Genomic DNA, 21,050 nt, shown 5'->3' with positions numbered 1-21,050 from the left:
TTTCTACTGAAGTCTAATTTGCGAGAGATTGCTATAGTCTTCTGCCATTAAGCCATCCAAAACTAATTTTGGCTTACCATCAGAATCAAATATCTCTATATTTACTGATCGATTTGCACTGTTTGACCAAACTCGAATAATGAAATTATCTGGCAAAGGTCCATCTTGCTGAATTGAATTCAACATAAATGGAAAATGAGTTGCTAATTTCTTATTTTTATTCTGTACAGTTTCAATACTTTCTATATCTATACATTCCATCATATAAAAAGAATATAAATCCCAAATGAAATTAAGAGGGAGTGATGGGGCTATCTTAGTAGTCTGATCTTTTTGACTAACCCGAGCTATAAGTTGTATTTCATTAAGTAAAACACTACTAATTTCGAAATTCATTAGAGTTTCGCGCTTAGAAAATTTAATGAATTTTTTTGTTATATCGGTAGCAGAAAGATTTTTCTTCAAATCAAATTCTGCAGGCCAGTATCCTTCATTAAAATCGAGTATTACTTCACCTACATGGTAGGCTACTGTTTCATCTCCATCTGCTGAAATATGGTAAATCAAACCATGCTCATCAGATTCAATCACGACCTGCAATTCACGAGCATGCCCGTTAATTGCTACTGGGCTACCCCAAACTAAGTTCTTTAAACCAACCACCTTTTTAGTAGTTGCTTTTTCTGCAGCCGCTAGGGCCATCGCCGGATAGAAGAATCCTGGTAGTAATTTTTCACCATCAATTTCATATCGGTTCAACCAGGACTCAGATCCGTTTAAGGTTTTTGAAGAGTTACTAAACTGAGGCATCACATGTATTTCTTCGACTATCTGAGGCGAAGAAATTTGTAAAGAATCTTCAGCATCAATCCAATGTCGAGTTCTTGCAAAGGGATAGCCAGGCAAACCAATGCGTCTGTGTAGACAAGCATCCTGTAGCTTCATCCAATTAATTTTTACTCCCGATACCCATAATTGAGAAATTTTTTCCACACTATTAGAGGCGAACCATGGCTCCAACAGCAAAGCAATGTCTTCATCATTACTAAACAGAGCAGAGATTGGTTTGCCTTCCGCTTCTAAGTAAATATCATTATTAAATTGTGATTGAGTAATCCGAGATAGCTTCTCTAATAAATCTTCTCTGCTATTAAATACAAAAGAAATTCTTGCATCGTAAATTTGCCTAGCAACTTGTAGCGTGTGCGCTAGATTTCCAAGGCTTATATCAAACTTAGATTCAACAAAATTTTTGATAGAGAACACATAATCAATCAACTGTTCTTTTGTTTTTGCAGAAAGAACAAAAATATACTTACTTATTAATGGTAATTTATTTTCAGTATGCAAATTAGCATCAACTGATTGACCTTCTTCAAGGACCAGATGTGCATTAGTTCCACTAAATCCAAATGCACTAATTGCAGCACGCCTAGGTATAGAGCTAACTTTATCCCAATTTTTTAACTCTTGATTTATGTAAAATGGGGTGTTATCCAACTGAATATGGCTATTCTGTACTTTGAAATTTGCGCTTGGGGGTAGCTTTTGATATTCCAAAGCTAGCAATGCTTTAAGAACGCCGGCGATACCCGCGCTCGCGAGCAAATGGCCAACATTAGCCTTTACTGAACCAATAGCGCAATAGCTTTGCTTCTCTGAAAGAACACCAAAAACTTCACTTAATCCTTCAATCTCAATGGGATCACCAAGCGCTGTACCGGTCCCATGCGCTTCAATTAGGCTAATTGTGGCGGGATCAATGGAGAATTTATTATAAATATCCCCAATTAAACGACTCTGTGCCTGTGGATTTGGTGCAGTGATGCCGTTTGTTTTGCCGTCTTGATTGACACCCCAGCCTCGGATAATTCCACGGATCGGATCTCCATCTCGTTCAGCATCGGCCAAACGTTTTAGCAGCACAACACCAATACCTTCACCAGGCACAAAACCATTAGCCCTGCTATCAAAAGGGAAACAACGTCCTTCAGGGGATAGCATACCCACTTTTGAAGTGTCAATATGCATATCAGGCCCAATCAATATACATACACCTCCAGCTATGGCAAGATCAACTTCGCCGAGCAAAAGACTATTACATGCCTGAGTAACTGCAACAAGAGAACTTGAGCATGCGGTATCAATAGAGATACATGGGCCGTGAAGATCTAAAATATAAGCAATTCGCGCAGCCAAAATAGAGCCAGAGCTTCCTATTAAGCTATAAGCATTTCGCGCTTTAACTAGTTCAGAATAACCACTATTTCCGCTGGCTACAAAAACACCGCATTGGGAACCTGCTAATTCTGAGGGTAAAATAGCAGCGTTTTCAATTACATGCCAGGCATGCTGAAGAAATAAACGCTGCTGTGGATCCATCAACTCTGCTTCACGTGGATTGATGTTGAAGAAATCAGCATCAAATCTATCAATATCATCGATGCTACCCATCCACTTAGAATAAGATTTTTCTATTGCAGTTGGATCAGAATCATAGTATTTAGAAACATCCCATCGATCAAATGGGACCTCCTCAATGCAATCTCGTCCAGAGCTAATATTTTTCCAGAAATCTACAAGATTTAAGGCTTTGGGAAACCTCCCCGAGGCACCAATAATAGCAATGGCATCTGAAGACTCACGATTTATAAATTTCGGCAATGATTTGTGTCTATTCAAATCCTCAGGTTCAAATTTTTCTTGGGTATTGATACTCTTAAGTTGAGAGTCTAACTCAAACAATGCATTGAACTTTTCGGCTTGTAATGTTTCATGAGTATTCTGATTTGTGAGTGCATCATCACGCAATAAGAGTGAATTATTTTTGATCAGCGTTTCAATATGTTCTGCAAGTACATTGACCGTTGGATGCATATAGACAACTGTTGCTGGCAAACTAATGTCAAATATTGAATTTATTTTTCTTACCCAAATCAGTGCCAAAATAGAATCAAGACCTAGATCTAAAAATGTAGATTGAGCACGAATCTCAGTAGAATCAATCATGAGTTCGTTTGCCAAGGATTTAACTAATTTATCTCGAATCCATTCGGTAGCGTCAAGTTTGCCTAAGAAAGAATTAATAGGAGCCTCATCTGAAATATTAGACTCTGTATTTGATAGAAAGCTCAGATTGACTTCTTCAGCCACCAAATTGACAGACAAATCCTTAATATGAGCAATAAATGCACCTACTGTAGGATGTCTATAAACAACTGTTGCAGGTAAATTTAAATCAAATATATGATTTATTTTTCTTATCCAAGTTACGGCTAGTATTGAGTCTAGTCCAAGCGCAAGAAACCCAGATGCATCTGAAATTTCTGAAACATCAATCATTAATTCTTCGGCCAATGTCGAAAGCAACTTAGAGCGAACATCCAAAGGGTCGCTCTTATTAACATTCCCACTAGAACTACTTTTTTTAGCTAAAGACAGATCAGCATTAATGCTTACTGAAGTGCCTTCAGAAAAATGTTGATTAATTTTTTCTAATACCTTCCTATTTCCAATGAAGGTTTTTTCATGCATAGATAACTCTTTTACAAATATCTCTTCAAGACGCGCTGAAATTAAACGTCTTTTACTAGCTTTTTGAAAAATAAGCTCTTCCCGCGAAGATCGAGCTAACTGGTGAGCTCGCTTAAGAGCTTGTGTTAGTACTTCCGCCCCTGGTATTGCAGTTATGCCAACGCCACGTTCTAATAGAGTGTGCCCTCTATACTCTGCTGCAGTAAATAATATTTCTCTACCTAAATGATCACCCAGTCGTTCTGGAAAGATGAATGTTGCGCCTGCACCAGGAGTAAAACCAAACCGCATGTAATTACTGTGATAGATACTCTCTAAACTAAACAATGTTTCATCACAAAACATGCCTAACGACCAGCCAGCCCCAATAGCATGTCCTTGCATTGCCGCAATAACTGGTAATTCACATTCAATTGGAAGCGTATAGACTTTTAAATCTGTAAATTTAGATTTTCCACTTTGAAGGCTTTCCAAGCCCTCCTGAGTTCCACCACAAGCAAAATAAGCTCCATATCCAGTAAGTACCAATACTTTTAATTCTGGCATTTGAGATATACGTTCAAAAACTTCTATCAAACCATTCATTAATGCATCGTTAAATGAATTTTTCTGCTTTTCCTCGCGCATATGAATCACTGCAACTCCATCATCAAAGACTTCTAGACTAACAACGGTTGTCTTTAATGAAATTTCCTGGCGATGCTGCGGATTAGATGTTAACTCCTCTAAAGGAATCGAAAGAGGGGTCATTTTTAAATCAAGAAACTCAAATGAGTTTTTCCTCATATGCTGCTTCAATAGAACCAGAGACAATCGAGGAATAGCAACTAAATGATGAATGATCTCAAGTGCATAATCACTCATTTGATTTTGATCAACTGCAATCATCCCCGTTCTACAGGACTGGCATTCTAAACCAGTCATGAAGGCACTATTTCCTAAGATTCTCTTTGCAATATTGACATCTAAGTACCGTTGAAAAAATTCGAAATCTTCAGTTATGTCTAATGGAGGAAAGCCATATTGTCCATGGCTATCTAATATTACAAAATCGCAGAGCAATAGAAACATTAATCCTCTGCCTGATGCCCCACCCTTAACAGCTGCAACAATTGGAATTGAACATTCGAAGGTAGGTTTAGGTAATCTATTTTTAATTACCGAAAAATGGCCAGAATCATTCCATGAGGAATTAGCGTTGATGAAAACAGCTTTAATAGCTTCGTTCCGACCTGCAATTTCTAATTCCCTAACAAGCGCCTCTTGAAATTCTGCAGACCAAGAGCCATCAGTGATCAGGTGTCGAATGCCCTCACGGTCAGGGGCCCTGGATATTGAAAATAACCCCCTACCTTCATCAGACTCCTGAATGGGTTGCAATAGCACTTTTTTTCTTACTAACTCAGTCGATGTGTTTTCTAAGCCTGATTGTTTCAAATCTAGATAAATATTTTGATTTCTTGAATTTTTATTACCTTGTTTGATAATTGGAAAAAAATCATTAACGGGGACGTCCCCACCTACCCAATAACGATCCGACTTAAAAGGATATGTTGGGAGAGCTAATCGCCGATGCTTGGATTGATCGAATTGCAAATCTAATCTAGCTTTGCTACCCCTCAAAAAGAGTTCACCCAACTGCTTCAAGCAGTTTAAATATTCTTCATTCTCTAGAAGCGTGTAGTTACGTATTTTCTGAATGATAGTATTTGCACTCTCGAGATCTGATGGCTCTTCATCTAATTCAGACTCAATCAATCTCATCTCTACGCCAGATGCAGAACCATTATTAAGCCATTGATATAATTTGGTACGTAAGTCATCAAGACTTGTCGCTACTATTGCAAGTCTATGAGAAAGGGGCCGCCGACCAGCGAGCAATGTAAATGCAAGATCTGCACAGTTAGATACCTGAGTAAGCTCTAAAAACTCAAGTAAATCCTTAGCGTACTGCTTAAGTTGTGCCTCACTCCGTGTTGAGAGTGCTATTAAATAGGCAGGACGGAGATTCTCATGGGCCTCTAATGGTGGTGGCTCTTGAATAACAAGATGTGCATTTGTTCCACTAAATCCAAATGAGCTAATTGCAGCAAGTCGATTAGCCTCAGATGATGGGCCCCACTCAATCGACTTATCGTTTAGATAAAAAGCACTATTTTCCAGGTGTATAGCAGGATTAAGGCCATTTAAATGAATTGTAGGCGGAATTCGTTCATGCTTAATGGCTAGCAATACTTTAATTAAACCTGTAATGCCAGCCGCAGTAGTGGCATGACCTAAGTTTGATTTTACTGACCCAAGAGCACAATAATGCTTATGTGAAGAGCTAGATGTATACACTCTATCCAGAGCTGAAAATTCAATTGGGTCCCCTAAAGGGGTGCCGGTTCCGTGAGCCTCAACCATACTGATTTCAGCAGGATTAATATTAAACTCAGAATATATTTGTCGTAATAATTGCTCTTGTGAAACTCCACTTGGCGCAGTTATACCATTGGTTGTGCCATCCTGATTTGTACCAACACCTGCAATTACACCCAAAATATTATCGCCATCTGCCAGGGCGTCCGCTAAAGGTCTCAGCAATACTGCAGCTGCAGCCTCTCCTGGAACAATACCATCGGCATGATTTCCAAATGCTGCGCAACGACCACTTAAAGATAGCATTTGAGCTTGATTTGCATAACGGTAAAAACGCGAAGTGCAATGTACAAAGACTCCGCCAGCTAAGGCCATTTCAGATTCACCACTCCATATACTCTGACAGGCCAATTGAACCGCTACTAGTGAACTCGAACAAGCAGTATCTACTGCTATCGCAGGACCTTTGAAATCAAGAAAATAAGAAATACGAGCCGGGATCAGTGAGCTGGTGTTTCCCCAAAATGCCTGTCCTGGTGGCTGAGAAGCAAATAGCTCTTGATAATCACCTGAGCTGCATCCAACAAATACACCGCAGCGGCGTCCGATCATATCTAAACCTGCATGTCCCGCACTCTCTAAAGTCTTCCACGCTTCTTCAAGAAAAAGCCTTTGCTGAGGATCCATATAGGTGGCCTCAAGACCAGAAATAGAGAAAAAAACAGGGTCAAATTTATCAACGCCATCAATAAAGCTCCCACGGTCACAATAAGATCCTAATGAAGCATCTTTATAGAAAGACGAAAGATCAAAGCGAGAAACAGGGGTCACTAAATCATGTCCAGCTAACAAATGCGCCCATAGCTCTTCAACATTTTTAGATCCTGAAAAACGACCACTCATCCCTACTATAGCTATAGGCTCACGCTTTAAAGAGAGAGAAATTGGGCTGGCAATTTTTTCATTATTAGTACTGGGAACTTTCTTCGGGGAAATTTCATCAACAAAATCGCTAGGTTTGCTACTTAGATCATAATTATTGGTAAACGCCTGAACAGCAAGAGTTGGCTTACTTAAAGTATCTGCATATTCACTACCGATAAAAGATTCAAGCTGTTTAACACTAGAGAAGTCAAATAATCGTGTAACCTCAAGGTCTATCCCTAGGCTTGTTCGTAATTTTTGTGCAAGCTCAACTGCAAGAATGGAGTCAAGACCGTAATCAGCAAAAGATAATTGAGTATCTATTGATGATTTAGCGATATTAAGGGTCTCACTGAGAGAATTCAAAATTGCATCTCTTAAACCACTGAATTGATATTGTTGTTCCAAGCTGTCAATCAATTGACTGCCAGATGGTACGGTTGTTATATCTGGTGAAAAGTTAGATTTCTTAAAACCTTCCTTATCTATTGCTGTTACTTTAGATTGGTCAACAATAATATTTTTAGATTTTGCGCGAACTGCAATAATCTGCTGCCCCAATGCCTGTTCAGAATTAGGGCTTGCCGCAACCCATTCAAAATCTGAGGACTCTAAGATTCCTCTCCATGTTTGAGTATTCAATGCAGGAGTGCCAGGAATTCTGAGATGTTTATCTTGAAACTTCCACCATCCATCAAGCAATCCAAATGTAACATGAGTAAACATGGTTCCATGATTAATCTCATTTATTAATAACAGTGCATCATCTGCCATAGCGGTGCGAACTATTGCTAGCGTAGAGTGCATATCCTGAGTAGCATGAAGAACATTTGAAGCAATTACAAGATCATATGCACCCAGATCTATATTCTGAGAATTCAGTGGTCGCTCTATATCTAATAGTGCAGTTTTGAAATAAGGCATATTCTCAGTGAAATTGCGTTCTGCTCTTATTAAAAAAGCACGTGAAATATCTGTAAATAAATATTCTTCAATGGACTCTGTAAAAGGTGACAAAGTTGAGCACAAAATACTTGTAGACGAGCCTGTGCCCCCTCCAATTTCTAAAATGCGTATAGGCTTAGAAGGATTTTGACGCAATCTTTGTTTTATAAAATTACAAGCTGCTAAACCAAGAGTCACATTAAAACGACTCGCCACTCTATCTTCTTTATAAACAGCCTCTACCAAAGACATATTAGCTTCTGGAAATATTATGCTTGTAGCAAGCTGCGATCCTGTGAGAATTGAAGGAAGAGAATGCAATACAGTTTCTGCAAGAGTAATTTGAGCAACCGGTCCACCGTGGGCATGTGCAGTATTAGAATATTGGTCCCAGAGTGCCCAAGCAGTCTCTAAAGTACCATGATTATCAATTTCACTGCTCTCAAGTGAAAGTTTGATTGACTGGTACCAGTCCTTATAAGCAGAAACAATTCTATCCTTAGGAATTTCTTCTAGAATCGCATTTACGAGAAGTGTTAATTGGCGTTGAAGCTCAAGGCTGTCGGCTAATAAAGCCGTGTGCTCTTCATCAACCATTGCAGTTCCAACTAACTCAGCAACAGACACATAACTCATTGGCGAAGGAATCCAAAATTGCTCCGAAGAAAAGGGGTAGGTTGGCAATGAAATGATATTTCCTCGCAGGGAGGGAAATAAATTAATCCAATCAATGCTCATACCTTGAACCCAGAAATCCAAGACCTTTCCAATGCGTCCTTTAGTCAATAAGCGTGAAAGTGAGTCATTAAAATCCCCATCGTTATTTAATGCTACCAAAGCCTTTTCTTGCGCGGCGATAAAAATACCACTTACAATTTCTTGATCCAGGAATGCTTTTAACTTAGTTTTTAATTCAGCCAATGTAGAGGCCTCGATACCTAGGCGAGCAGTCATTTGCTCACGATGGGCTAGAGTATAGGCAATATCTCTCAAGTCTAATTTAGAGGACTTCTCCAATCTTGATGTCAATATCGTAGACATAAGATTGATTAAATCAGCAATATTTCTCGAAAGAGAAAAATCAGTTTTACTTAATACGATCCCAAATCTATTTTCAAGTATTTTGCGAATTGCATGCAAATGTAGCAATGTAATTCCATATTCTGTAAACTGTTCGTCTGTATTGAGATCAGCTTTTGATACGCTCAAAATCTCTGCAATTGCCTCTTGGATTACGGCTTCAATTTCACTTATGCTAACGGCAGAAATGCTAGAAGTATTGTGCAATTGAATTTCACTACCCGACCCTTCTAATACAGCTAATAAATTTAATGCCATTTCACGAAGTTTTATAGAGTCTTTTGCTGATAAAAGAATAGGAAGTGAAAGTCTATTTTCTGTAAAAGACATCCTATTTAAATCTTGACTACCATATGTGCTTGATGGCCATTCCTCTATGATCAGATGTGCATTAGTCCCTCCAGCGCCAAAAGAAGATACGCCAGCAATACGTGATTGATTTTTAATCACTCCATCAATTTTGATTACCTTTGGATACCAAGGTTGCAATTTTCTTTGAATATCAAAGGGTGATTCAGAAAACTGTATATTGGGGTTTTCCTTTTCTGCATGTAAGCTAGGCACTAATGTGCCATGCTTCATTTGCAAAACTATCTTTGTTAGACCTGCAATGCCAGCCGCAGCCTCGAGATGCCCAATATTCGATTTAACTGATCCTATTGCACAAAATCCACATTCTGCTGTATCAACTCTGAAAGCATTTGTTAATCCCTGTATCTCTATTGGGTCACCTAATTCAGTGCCAGTACCATGAGCCTCAATATATGTAACTGAGCGTGCATCAATTCCAGCTTTATCTAAGGCTATACGCACTACCTCACTTTGTGCCGTAGGATTAGGAACGGTATAACCATTTGTTTTGCCGCCATGGTTAACAGCACTCGAGCGGATCAACGCATGAATATTATCGCCATCGGCGATAGCATACGACAAAGGTTTAAGCAAAACACATCCAACCCCCTCACCCGGCACAAATCCATTGGCTTCATCTCCAAAACTTTTGCACTGTCCATCGGGACTGAGCATCCTTGACGCGCTAAGCTCAATATAATTAGAGGGATGCAGGTATAGATTGACGCCTCCAGCAATTGCCATTTCGCACTCACCTGAATACAGGCTAGCACATGCTTGATGAATTGCAACAAGCGAAGAGGAGCACATGGTATCAATAGGCATGCTGGGACCATTGAGATCAAACACATGCGAAACTCGATTAGCAACACTACTAAAAGACGTACTGGGACGAACTGTGGTGCCCGTTTCGGTAAGAAATGGTTCATATAGGGCATAACCTGTTTTCGTAATTCCAACAAATACGCCCACACGCGAATCATGCTGTTGTGCAAAACGTAAACGCGTATATCCCCCATCCTCACAGGCAGCCCAAGCATTCATTAAAAATAAACGCTCTTGCGGATCCATTGCAAGAGCATCACGTGGTGCAATACGGAAAAATAATGGGTCGAATTTTGCAAAATCCTCAAGAAAGCCGCCCCACTTAGAGTAACTTTGACCACTCTCAACTGCTTTAGAGGAATCAGGATTATAAAAATCTTGGAGCGGCCATCTATCCATGGGTATTTCGGAAACAGCATCTATACCCTGAGTAAGGTTTTGCCAAAATTTCTGGAGATCAGGGGCTTTAGGATATTGACCGCTCATTCCAACAATAGCAATTGGCTCGTTAATATCCACTTTAGCTATTCGGCTAGATGGAATCTTGTCGGTAATCTCTGAACCTGCTTGTAATCTCACTGTATCTAGCTTTTTATTGCTTTGATAGCCAACCCAATTAACGCAGGCTAGTTTTTGCGTGTTTACCAAATATCGTGCCACTTGCGTTAGCGTTCGATGTTCAAAAAATAAGGTCTTACTTAAATTTTCAAAAGTTGAGCTCAGGGATTTATTTAGGTTAGTAATCAGCAGTGAATCAATTCCATATACCTCTAAAGGTGTATCACCCTGAATTTCATCTGCTTTCATACCTGTTAACTTTGCTAATAATCTTCCTAGATGAAGTGCAACGTGATCAATCAAAGCTGAGCGATCTTCATCTGCAGTATTAGTAAATTCTCTATGGGATATAACTTCATTAGTTTGACTTGATACAGAATCAAAGAATGAGCGAATACGCTTAGAATCCCCCGCAATTACAGCGACATTGGGAGCGCTAACACTAATTAAAGTACTTAAAGAATTTAACCCTGCGGTTGAGGATAGAGCTCTTTGACCCATTTTCTCAAAAAATGCTTGCTCGTAGCTTGCACTCACCTTCATACCACCATCGCGCCATAATGGCCAAGAAATAGACCGCATTGAATTACTACGGAACGATGCTAGCGCATCCAGAAAGCCATTAGCAGCTGCATAATCTGCTTGACCGGCATTACCAACTGCGCCTGCAAGAGAGGAGAACATCACAAAAAAATCAAGATTTAGATTGCTGCAAGCTCTATCAAGTGAATATGCGCCACTCACTTTAGACCTCATTACAGCATCGACCTGCTGATTTGTTTTAAATACAATTGCAGCATCTTGATGAGTGCCTGCACAATGTATCACACCATGTAAATTACCAAAAGAATTTACACAATCATTCACAATTCTAGCCGTAGCCTCAAAATCCTCAAGATTGAGTTGGTGATAATTTACTTTCGCACTATTTGTCTTCAAATTACCGATGAATTCAGTACGCTCCTGGTTTAATGGAATTGTTCCAAGTAAAATTAGCGTAATATTTTTATAATGAGTAGTTATGTGCTTTGCTACTATGCGTCCTAATGCGCCAAGACCTCCGCTAATAAGATACACTCCTCCATCACGCCATGGATCAGGTTTCGCTACTGGCAGCAAATTAGCTAAATCATTCCAACGACGGACAAAACGCTGTCCATCAACATACCTTATCCGCCGCTCACCTACCTGTCTTGATTCTTGGATAAGAATATCCTCTAATTGATTAGAGGAGGTTGAAGAAGATACGCTAATTACTTGGGCTAGTAGTCGTGGACACTCAGCGCACGCACTATCAAGCATAGCTCCTAAGCCCTCATATAATTCTTTTTCACCGTCAAGCGGTACCACAAGCTGAACCAAATAAGTATCAGAATCAGGTCTTTGTAGAAGTTTTTGCAATATCTTAAATAATTCAATGGCCGTTGATATATAGCGCTGACTGATATCACCCATGACATTCTCAACATTAATTACTTCGCATTTCAATGTTGAAATTTTTGGAATTGAAATTTCACAAGGGAAAATAATGTGCAGGTTTGGAGATGTAAATACATTTCTGGAGAGTGGTGACAATACCCATTCTGGTTTAAGCATCACCGTTTCTTCAGATAAATTTAGATTAGGTATCCAAAAACGCGTTTTAGAAAAACGATGTAACGGGAGAGCTTGGCGACGAAAACCCTCTTTGATGGGATACTCTTCTAGAATTAAATGTGCATTACTTCCCCCAAATCCAAAACTACTCACTGCAGCCCGTCTAAATACTATCTTTTTTTCATTATCAAGATTACGCGGCCATTCTTGTCGAGCTTTTACAAAATAAAATGGGCTGCCTTCTAGAGAAATATGGGGGTTTATCTCTTCACAATGGAGAGTGGCTGGTAATTCACCGGCCCGCATTGCCATCAATACTTTAACTACACCAGCAAGACCAGCGGCAGCCTCTAAGTGACCAATATTAGACTTGACTGAGCCAAGCCCAATACTAGGCGCAATTGTTCGATTTGAACTCATCAAGCTACGATAGGCCTGTTGTAACCCATTAATTTCAACTGGGTCCCCAAGAATCGTACCGGTACCATGGGTCTCAATATATCCAATAGTAGTTGGATCAATACCAGCCATAGCCCTTTTAATTAAGTCGGCCTGAGCATGGGTATTAGGAGCAGTTAATGAGCCTGCATGACCGCCATGGTTCTCAGCTCCCCCTAGTAGAACGCCTATAATTTGATCACCATCCCGCTCTGCCAAATGCAAAGGCTTTATTAGCAGCGCAACTACTCCTTCACCACGTACATAACCATCTGCCTTGGATGAAAATGAATGGCATCGTCCTGTAGGACTAAGCATTCCAGCTTTGTAAGGGCCCTCAAAACCTTCGAGACTTAAAGCAAGATTAACTGCGCCAACTATTGCAGCACTACATTGCCCAGAGCGAATGGATTCTACTGCTCGAAGAATAGCCACTAAAGAGCTAGAACAAGCAGTATCTATTGCCTGACTTGGACCATGAATATTCAATTTATAAGAAATTCTATTGGCAACCATTGCAAGTGAATTCCCAGTTGCTACAAAGCCATCCGTCTCAATTCCATAAGCCTGCAGTAGTGAGGCGTAATCATGTCCACTAACACCTATAAAAACACCAGTATCTGATGGCAATTGTTCTGGTGCATAGCCTGCATCTTCAAGAGCATGCACTGCTGTTTCAAGCATTAACCTTTGCTGCGGATCCATTCGCTGAGCTTCGTGCGGCGAAATATTGAAATACTCCGCATCAAAAGAATCTATATCTTGAAGAAAGGCTCCGAATTGCGGAAATTCTGCGCTGAGAATACGCTTAAGATAGGGCTCTGAGTAACGCTCAAACGGTAGATTTCCGACGAGATCGTGACCTGCTAAAAGGTGATTGAAAAACTCTTGCGGTGTATTTGCTCCAGGCAAGCGTGCTGACATTCCAATAATAGCTATTGGTGCACTCGAGGCTGCCTCAGTTTTTGAGCTTTGATCAACCTCCTCTAAATATTGTTCATGTTTAGATAATTGATTATTTATTAGATTGGATTCTTTGATCCCAGCAGGAACTATTGCATTCTTGGAGTTCACTGCATAACGCACCCTTAAATGTGAGCTTAATGCTTGAATATCTTCATATTCAAAAAAAATAGATGGGTTAAGCGAGGTCCCATAAATAGTATTTATTTCTGTCGCAAGTCGTGTAAGTGATATTGAGTCGAAGCCAAGATCAAAAAAATGTGTGCGCGCGCTAACCTCTGTTACTGGAAATTTTAATAGCCTTGCTACTACATCACGCAATTCAAGCTCTAGCTGTTTAGAATCATCAGCTATTAGAGGTACCCCATCGTTCAAAGAGTCAGAAGTCGAGGGACTAAATTGCTTTACAGGAAGAGAGAATTCCTGCTGCCTGGACAACTGTCCAATCTGATGAGCTGGAAGCATTTTTACATCTTCCAGAATTGCTGATATATCACCATGCTCGTCAACGAATAGAATGTCTCTATATTCTTGACTTTTACCTAATTTTACTAAAACATACTTAGCTTCAGAATCAAATACGAGCACTCTTGCAATCTCATCGAGTGCTAATGTGGCACCTTGCGGCATGCTCAAAATAATACTTTGGTATGCAACGCCAAGTAAATATGAAGGTAATCGAATGTTGGCTTTAGAATAATCTTGCTGTAAAAAGGATGGCATTAATTCGCAAAAAACTGATCCATCTTGATGCATATAAGCACATTTCAATACTTCAAGAAAAGGGTCAAAATGCATGCCCACATCTGCTAAGCCTGCATACCATGCTTCTCGCTCTATTATTTTTGTGCCGGAACGAGTTAGCTCTATAGAAATAGGATCTATTTTTACAGTATTTTTTTGCTTACTTGCTTTAGCATAGGCCAGTGGATACCATTTATCACCTTGGTCACTTGCATTAAGAACTATATCTATAGTATTTTCATCCAACAATTTAACTTGAATCTCTAAACGAGAAATATCCTCCCAACGAGGCACTTGTAAGACTCTTAAGCCACTCATTACTGAAGATGAATTGAAACCTGCGATCTGTATCGCCGCCATAAATATTTCAGGCAGCACTAATGGCAATACGCTTTGATTTCGCCCTATCTTATAGGCGTAATCAAGCATTTCATTCAAATATATTTCAGTTGTATAGCGCATCCCAGAAAGATCAGAATTATTCATCCCAATAAATGGATGCAGCTTTAATTTACTACCTAAAGGGTGAGTTACTGAAGGCGCATCAGGATATAACTCGTACCAACAACGAATTTTTTCAAATGGATAGGATGGTAGTGAAACGCGTTTTGGCTGATCTTTTAGATGAAATTGAAACCAATCAATTTTTATTCCATTAACCCAATATTGCGCTAATCGATCAAGATCTTTTGTACTAATTGCTTTAGCTACCAATTCAGGGTCAACAATAAAGTCAGACTCTAAAATTGTTGGAACATAATATAGGCACGTTCCATTCTGTGGTGCCTCTACAGAATACTTCTGCAAAGTTGATAACAATGAACTCCGGCTATCGCATATGATTGCCAAGCGACAGGGTAGCTCATTCTTCCCTACCTGCAGAGTAAATGCGATGTTAGAAAGCTCAAGCGAAGGTTCATCCAACATTTGAGCATGCAAACGTTCAATTGAATTCTGCAACGCTAAAGGTGTCATTGCCGAGAATACTAATAACTCAGGCTTATCTACTACAGTCTTACTGACTGTAGTGTCTAAGTACTCCTCTAGGATAATATGAGAATTCATTCCACCCGCACCAATTGAAGTAACACCAGCCCGTCTTGGTATTGGCAGTCCAGCAGAATCTTTCAGTCTTTTCCAGGTTGTAAGTTCACGTTGAACATAAAAAGGAGTTTTTGCAAATGGTATATTTGGGTTGAGAACTTCGGCATGCAAGGAAGGTGCCAACTGCTCATGCTTAATTTGCATTAATACCTTAGCTATACCCGCCAACCCAGAGGCGCCTAAGAGATGAGCAATGTTTGATTTAACAGTACCAATTGGGCAAAACTGTAGATCTGAGGAATATTTTGAGTAAACCTGGGTAAGTGCCTTAATCTCAATTGGATCGCCTAGCGCAGTTCCTGAGCCGTGGCCCTCAATATATCCAATCGAACGTGGATCAACTCCTGCATCATCGAGAGCTTCTTGAATTGCCCTTGCTTGTTGATTAGGGTTTGGAACAGTGAAACCATTACGAACGCCTGCATTACTAATGCCAGTTCCCTTGATGATCGCATAAATATGGTCGTTATCACGCTTGGCATCAGCCAAAGTTTTTAATACTATTGCGCCCACACCCTCACCGAGGATAGTCCCATCTGCTCCTACCCCATAACCTCTAATAACTTCAGCAGTTTTTGTTGTGAAATGCTCTTGGGATGTTGCAATCAGTTTCTGTGGATGCAATAGCAGGCTGACACCTCCTGCGAGTGCCATCTTGCAGCGCCCAGCACGCAACATATGAACTGCCTCATGAACACAAGTAGCTGATGCAGAACACATGGTATCTAGAAAATAGGATGGTCCGGTAAACCCATAAAAATATGAAACCATATTAGGAACTGTTCCTGTGTAACTCCCACTTGCTAAAGAGCCACGCATTAACATATTCTGAAAACCAAATAAATCATATTCATTGGTCATAGATCCAACTATTACAGCAACATCCCCACCATATTTAGAGAGCATAGTTTCGCGCGAATAACCTGCATCTTCAAAAGCCTCAACAGCACTTTGCAGAAAGAGTCGAACCTCTGGTGACATAAGCTCTGCTTCAGATTGAGATATTCGGAAATATCTTGGATCAAACTCATCAACTCCGTTCAGAAAAGCGCCAGTTTGAGCTACTGATTTTCCAAGCACATCTCGTTCGGGATATAGTAATTTCTCATGATCCCAACGTTGCTCAGGGTATTTTTCGAATCCATGCTGCCCTTTTGACAGCATCTCCCAAAATGCATTTTGATCATCAGCCTTAGCTACTCGTAACGACAACCCTATGATTGCAATATCATGGGTATCATCATTGACTTTTTTTTCTTCAAGAACCATGTCATCAGCGGACGAAAAATTTAGTATTTCATCTTTCGATTTATTGATGACTTCTTCTAGGGGTATAAATTGTTCATTTATTAAAAGATTCTGTAGAGCTGGGCCATGCTCTTCAATTAAATAAGTGGCCACACTATCTAAATCTACATATTCAAAAAAGAGGGTTTTAGATAGCGGTCCCAAAGACTCCTCAAGCTTATTGGTCATTTCTACAATAATGATCGAGTCAAGTCCATACTCCTCAAGCTTTCGATTTGATCTAATTTTGACTGGATCCATTTGTATTAGATCAGCAAGAGTTTCTTTCAGGAAGGTCACTGTCAACGGAAAAAGATTGAGTGCTAGCTCATGCTTATTGGGTGGACTACCTACAACAATTGGCTGATCCTCTAGTTGAGTTAGTCCCAAATCATTTTGAGATAAAAGGTTTGAAATTTTCTCAGTAACTCCGTAATAGACTGTTATTGGAGTTGTGACCCTACTATTTAGAATCTGCTCGAATGCCTTAATACCCTCATAGGTAGGCATCGGCACAGTACCGAAATGATGATGCAGAGTAATTAGGGATGCTTGATCCACTTGCATCCCCCCATCTTTCCATAGTGGCCAAGCAATAGAAATACTGGCGCCACTTCTCTGTCCAGACTTTACCAAGGCTTGACGACTCTCAAGAAAGCTCGCCATAAAAGCATTGGCTGCAGCATAATCAGCTTGACCAGCATTTCCGAAAACACTGGCAATGGATGAACAACATAATAGGAAATCAAGGTCTATTGCTTTTGTGGCTTGATCTAGATTGATAAGACCGGTAACCTTGGGTGCAAATACTTTGCTTATTTCATCATTATTCTTTTTTAGAATATAGCTATCTCTCAATACCCCGGCAGCATGTAGCACACCCTTCAGAGGGCCAATATTTGCCTCGATCCACTGAGTTACATTCTGAACCTCTTCGTATTTAGTGATGTCACAGGAAAGATAGTCAACCCTAACTCCTTTTGCTCTATAGACGTCTAATTCATCTATAACTCTTGATGTCATCGAAGAGTTGCGACCACTCAAAACTATTTTAGTCGCACCAGCTGAGACTAAACTTTCTATAAAATGTAGTCCCAGTCCACCTCCTCCACCCGTTATCCAATAAGCTCCGTCCCCGTCAAGAAGTATAGATGAGGACTTTTTTTCTGGAACAAAAAACGCTTGCGTACAAGCATAGCGAGTCTTATCTTCATCATATCGAATCTGAGTCAGTCCATTACCAAATTTGCTCTCACTTTCGATAACATCATTGATGCGCACTACATTAGAGTGGCCCTGTAATGTTATTACTGAGCCGCTAAATTTAGGATTTTCAAGCGCTACAGTCTTCAATAAAGCCAAGAGGGGAGCGGATAAATATTCAGCTACAGAATCATTTACCAATACCATAAAATATTGGTTCAATTTTGGCTTCAAACGAATTGCATCGCGCAATCTATCTATAAGAGTAATAAACCATGTCTCGACTAAATTGGCCATGGGTATATTCAAGTCATATTTCAAGATGACGGCTGATATATGACTCTTTTCTAAAACTTGATCCACAATATCAGGAGAAAAGCCTGCAAGAAAAACACTTGTCTCACGATCTATGACTAGAGTTATATCGCTAATTAAAGGACGCTCTTTCCATTCACTTTTAGAGAAAAGAAGCGTTTCAGCTACAGTAACATCGCTCATTACGCGTAAAGCAAGATCTTTAAAGCGTAAACATACCACGCCACTGCTACTACATATGTCAATATCAAAATGTTTTAATTTTGGATTAGATAAAGCAGTAGTACTTTGCCTAACCACTGCCCACATAATGCTTTCACATGGAGCATGTACCTCTATATGCCTACATGCAAAAGGCACAACAGGAGAGGAAGGTGATTCGTCATCAAAACATATCCATGCCTGAATTGCCGCATCTAGCAACATAGGATGAAGGTAATATTTATCTAAAGAATTATGTAAATTTCTAGGCAACCTGAGGTTAGCCAAGATAAAGTTTTCGCCGCGATATAACTTATTTACTATTTGAAATGTAGCTCCATGATGTACACCACTAGATCGCAGTCGACTATACAGTTCACTAGATTCAATAATTTTATTAGAAGAAATGCGCAGGCTATCGATCTCAATCAAAGTCGGTGTATTTTCATCTAAACGAATCGATACCCTCCCTTGGACATTTGGCAAATTCTGGAACTGGTTACTTGTCTCCATAATTTGAAAAGATGTTTCATGCTGATCTTTTTTATCTATCAGAATATCTACATGTACTGGACTGGTGCCAGCAATAATTGGCTTAGTCCATACAACATTATCAAAATTGATCTTTGTTCCCGGTTTTAGCTTCTCTGCATATTCATAAGCTGCACGAGCCATTTCTAAATAAACTACTCCCGGTAGCACTTGTAATGAGCTAACTTGATGTTCCTGCCAAAAGAATTCATGGCCAATAAAGCTTGATCGATAACGCTGCTCATTAAGTCGTGACTCATTACGATGCAATAAAGGATGTATTGCAAATTGCTCATCGCGTACACCTTGAGATAGATCCATCCAATATCTTTTTCGCTCAAATGGATAAGTTGGTGCATGTATACGCCCAGGACGCTGATCGCTATATAAAGCATTCCAATCTACCGATTTCCCATTTAACCAATTGACAATAATTTCGTTGTGGATACTGCCAGTATTAACAATATCTCCCTGAGTAAAAACACGCACATCCTCAATACCATCAATGAAAGAGTGCAGAGCCTCGCACAACTCGTCCAAATTTTCTACATTAAATATGATGCGGCAATCCATTTGCTTGCGAGCAACCTGCATGGTGTAAGCCAAATTGAATATTGGCGAGAGTTTTGGCTGGTTTTGTATAAAAGCCAATAATTCTTTGGCATAGGCTTTTAAGCGCTCATCATTAAGAGCGGATAATGGGATTAATAATGGAGCGGTACTGTTGAATAACTTATCTTCATGTTTAGAGTTATTTATTTCAAGCGCTTCTTCTAGCAATACATGGGCATTGCTTCCACCAAAACCAAAAGCGCTCACTCCTGCGCGACGTATTTTTCCAGGTTCTTGAACCCATTTTGTTAGTTCACTTTGAACTCTAAAGGGGGTACCTTTCAAATCAATTAATGTATTTATCTCTGAGAAGCCAACATTGCCTGGCAAAGCATCATGACGCATTGCTGCAAGAACTTTAATAACTCCAATTACTCCAGCAGCACCTTCAAGATGCCCAACATTTGTCTTGACTGATCCCACTCCACAACTACCCTCAATTGGCTCACTACCATTCTCTTTATGGAGTATTGAAAACGCCTGCTTTAGTCCCGCAATTTCAATTGGATCCCCAAGTGGAGTTCCTGTTCCATGGGCTTCAATATAAGTAACACTACCTGGGTCAATTCCTGCATTACGGTAAACTTCAGAAATTAACGAAGCCTGTGCAACAGGATTAGTTATTGTTAGTGAATTTGTTTTCCCACCGTGATTACTTCCTATACCTCTAATGGTCGCATATATTGGATCACCATCTGAACGAGCCTGTTTAGCCTTTTTCAGCAGCAACATTGCCCCACCCTCACCGCGTACGTAACCATCGGCCTGCTGATCAAATGCTTTACTACTTCCTGTTTTAGATAGCATTCCACTTTTTGAGAAGGAAATGAAATGATTTGGAGACCAAATCAAATTCACTCCACCAGCCAAAGCAAGATCGCATTGACCAGACTTTAGGGCATTTACTGCTTCATAAATAGACATCATTGAAGCCGCACAGGCTGTATCGTTGACAATACTAGGCCCATGAAAATCGAAAAAATGAGATATCCTATTCGCAATAATTGAAAAAGCTATGCCTGTTGGAGTATATGCATCCACATGCGAAAGATTTTTTTCAATCAGCTCAGCATAATCCCAATGACAAACCCCCATATAAACACCAGTTCGAGATCCAGCTAATGAACTTGGACAATAGCCAGCATCTTCAATGGCCTTCCATGCTAATTCCAAACTAAATCGTTGTTGCGGATCCATCCAAACCGCCTCACGCGGAGATATATTAAAAAATTCCGCATCAAAGCAATCGGCGTCAGGAAGAAATCCACCCCAAATACTATTAGTCTTATTACCCTTTGATGGGTTACCAAATAACTCTTCGGCACTCCATCGTTCCCGAGGAACTTTAGTAATTAGCGAATTACCTTTAGCTAAATGCGTCCAGAATGTATCAAGTGAATCGGCCTGGGGAAGTCGAACACTTGCGCCAATGATGGCAATATCTTCTTCATCTAAGTATATGCGTGACATATTTCTAC

1 protein-coding gene is annotated in these 21,050 nt (G+C 39.9%); it reads right to left on the bottom strand.

Going from position 1 to position 21,050, the window contains the following annotated elements:
- Window positions 1-3: 3 nt before the first annotated feature.
- Window positions 4-21,042, bottom strand: coding sequence for an SDR family NAD(P)-dependent oxidoreductase (locus NKE59_RS01855; protein WP_353439206.1), 21,039 nt, complete (start codon window positions 21,040-21,042; stop codon window positions 4-6).
- Window positions 21,043-21,050: the final 8 nt, after the last annotated feature.

The organism is Polynucleobacter sp. UK-FUSCHL-C3, from assembly GCF_040409815.1.
GTDB lineage: Bacteria > Pseudomonadota > Gammaproteobacteria > Burkholderiales > Burkholderiaceae > Polynucleobacter.
This window is presented reverse-complemented; position numbering and strand designations above follow the sequence as displayed.

Coding starts and splice junctions, on each gene's coding strand:
- NKE59_RS01855 (WP_353439206.1), bottom strand. CDS start 21,042: ATGTCACGCATATACTTAGATGAAGAAGATATTGCCATCATTGGCGCA.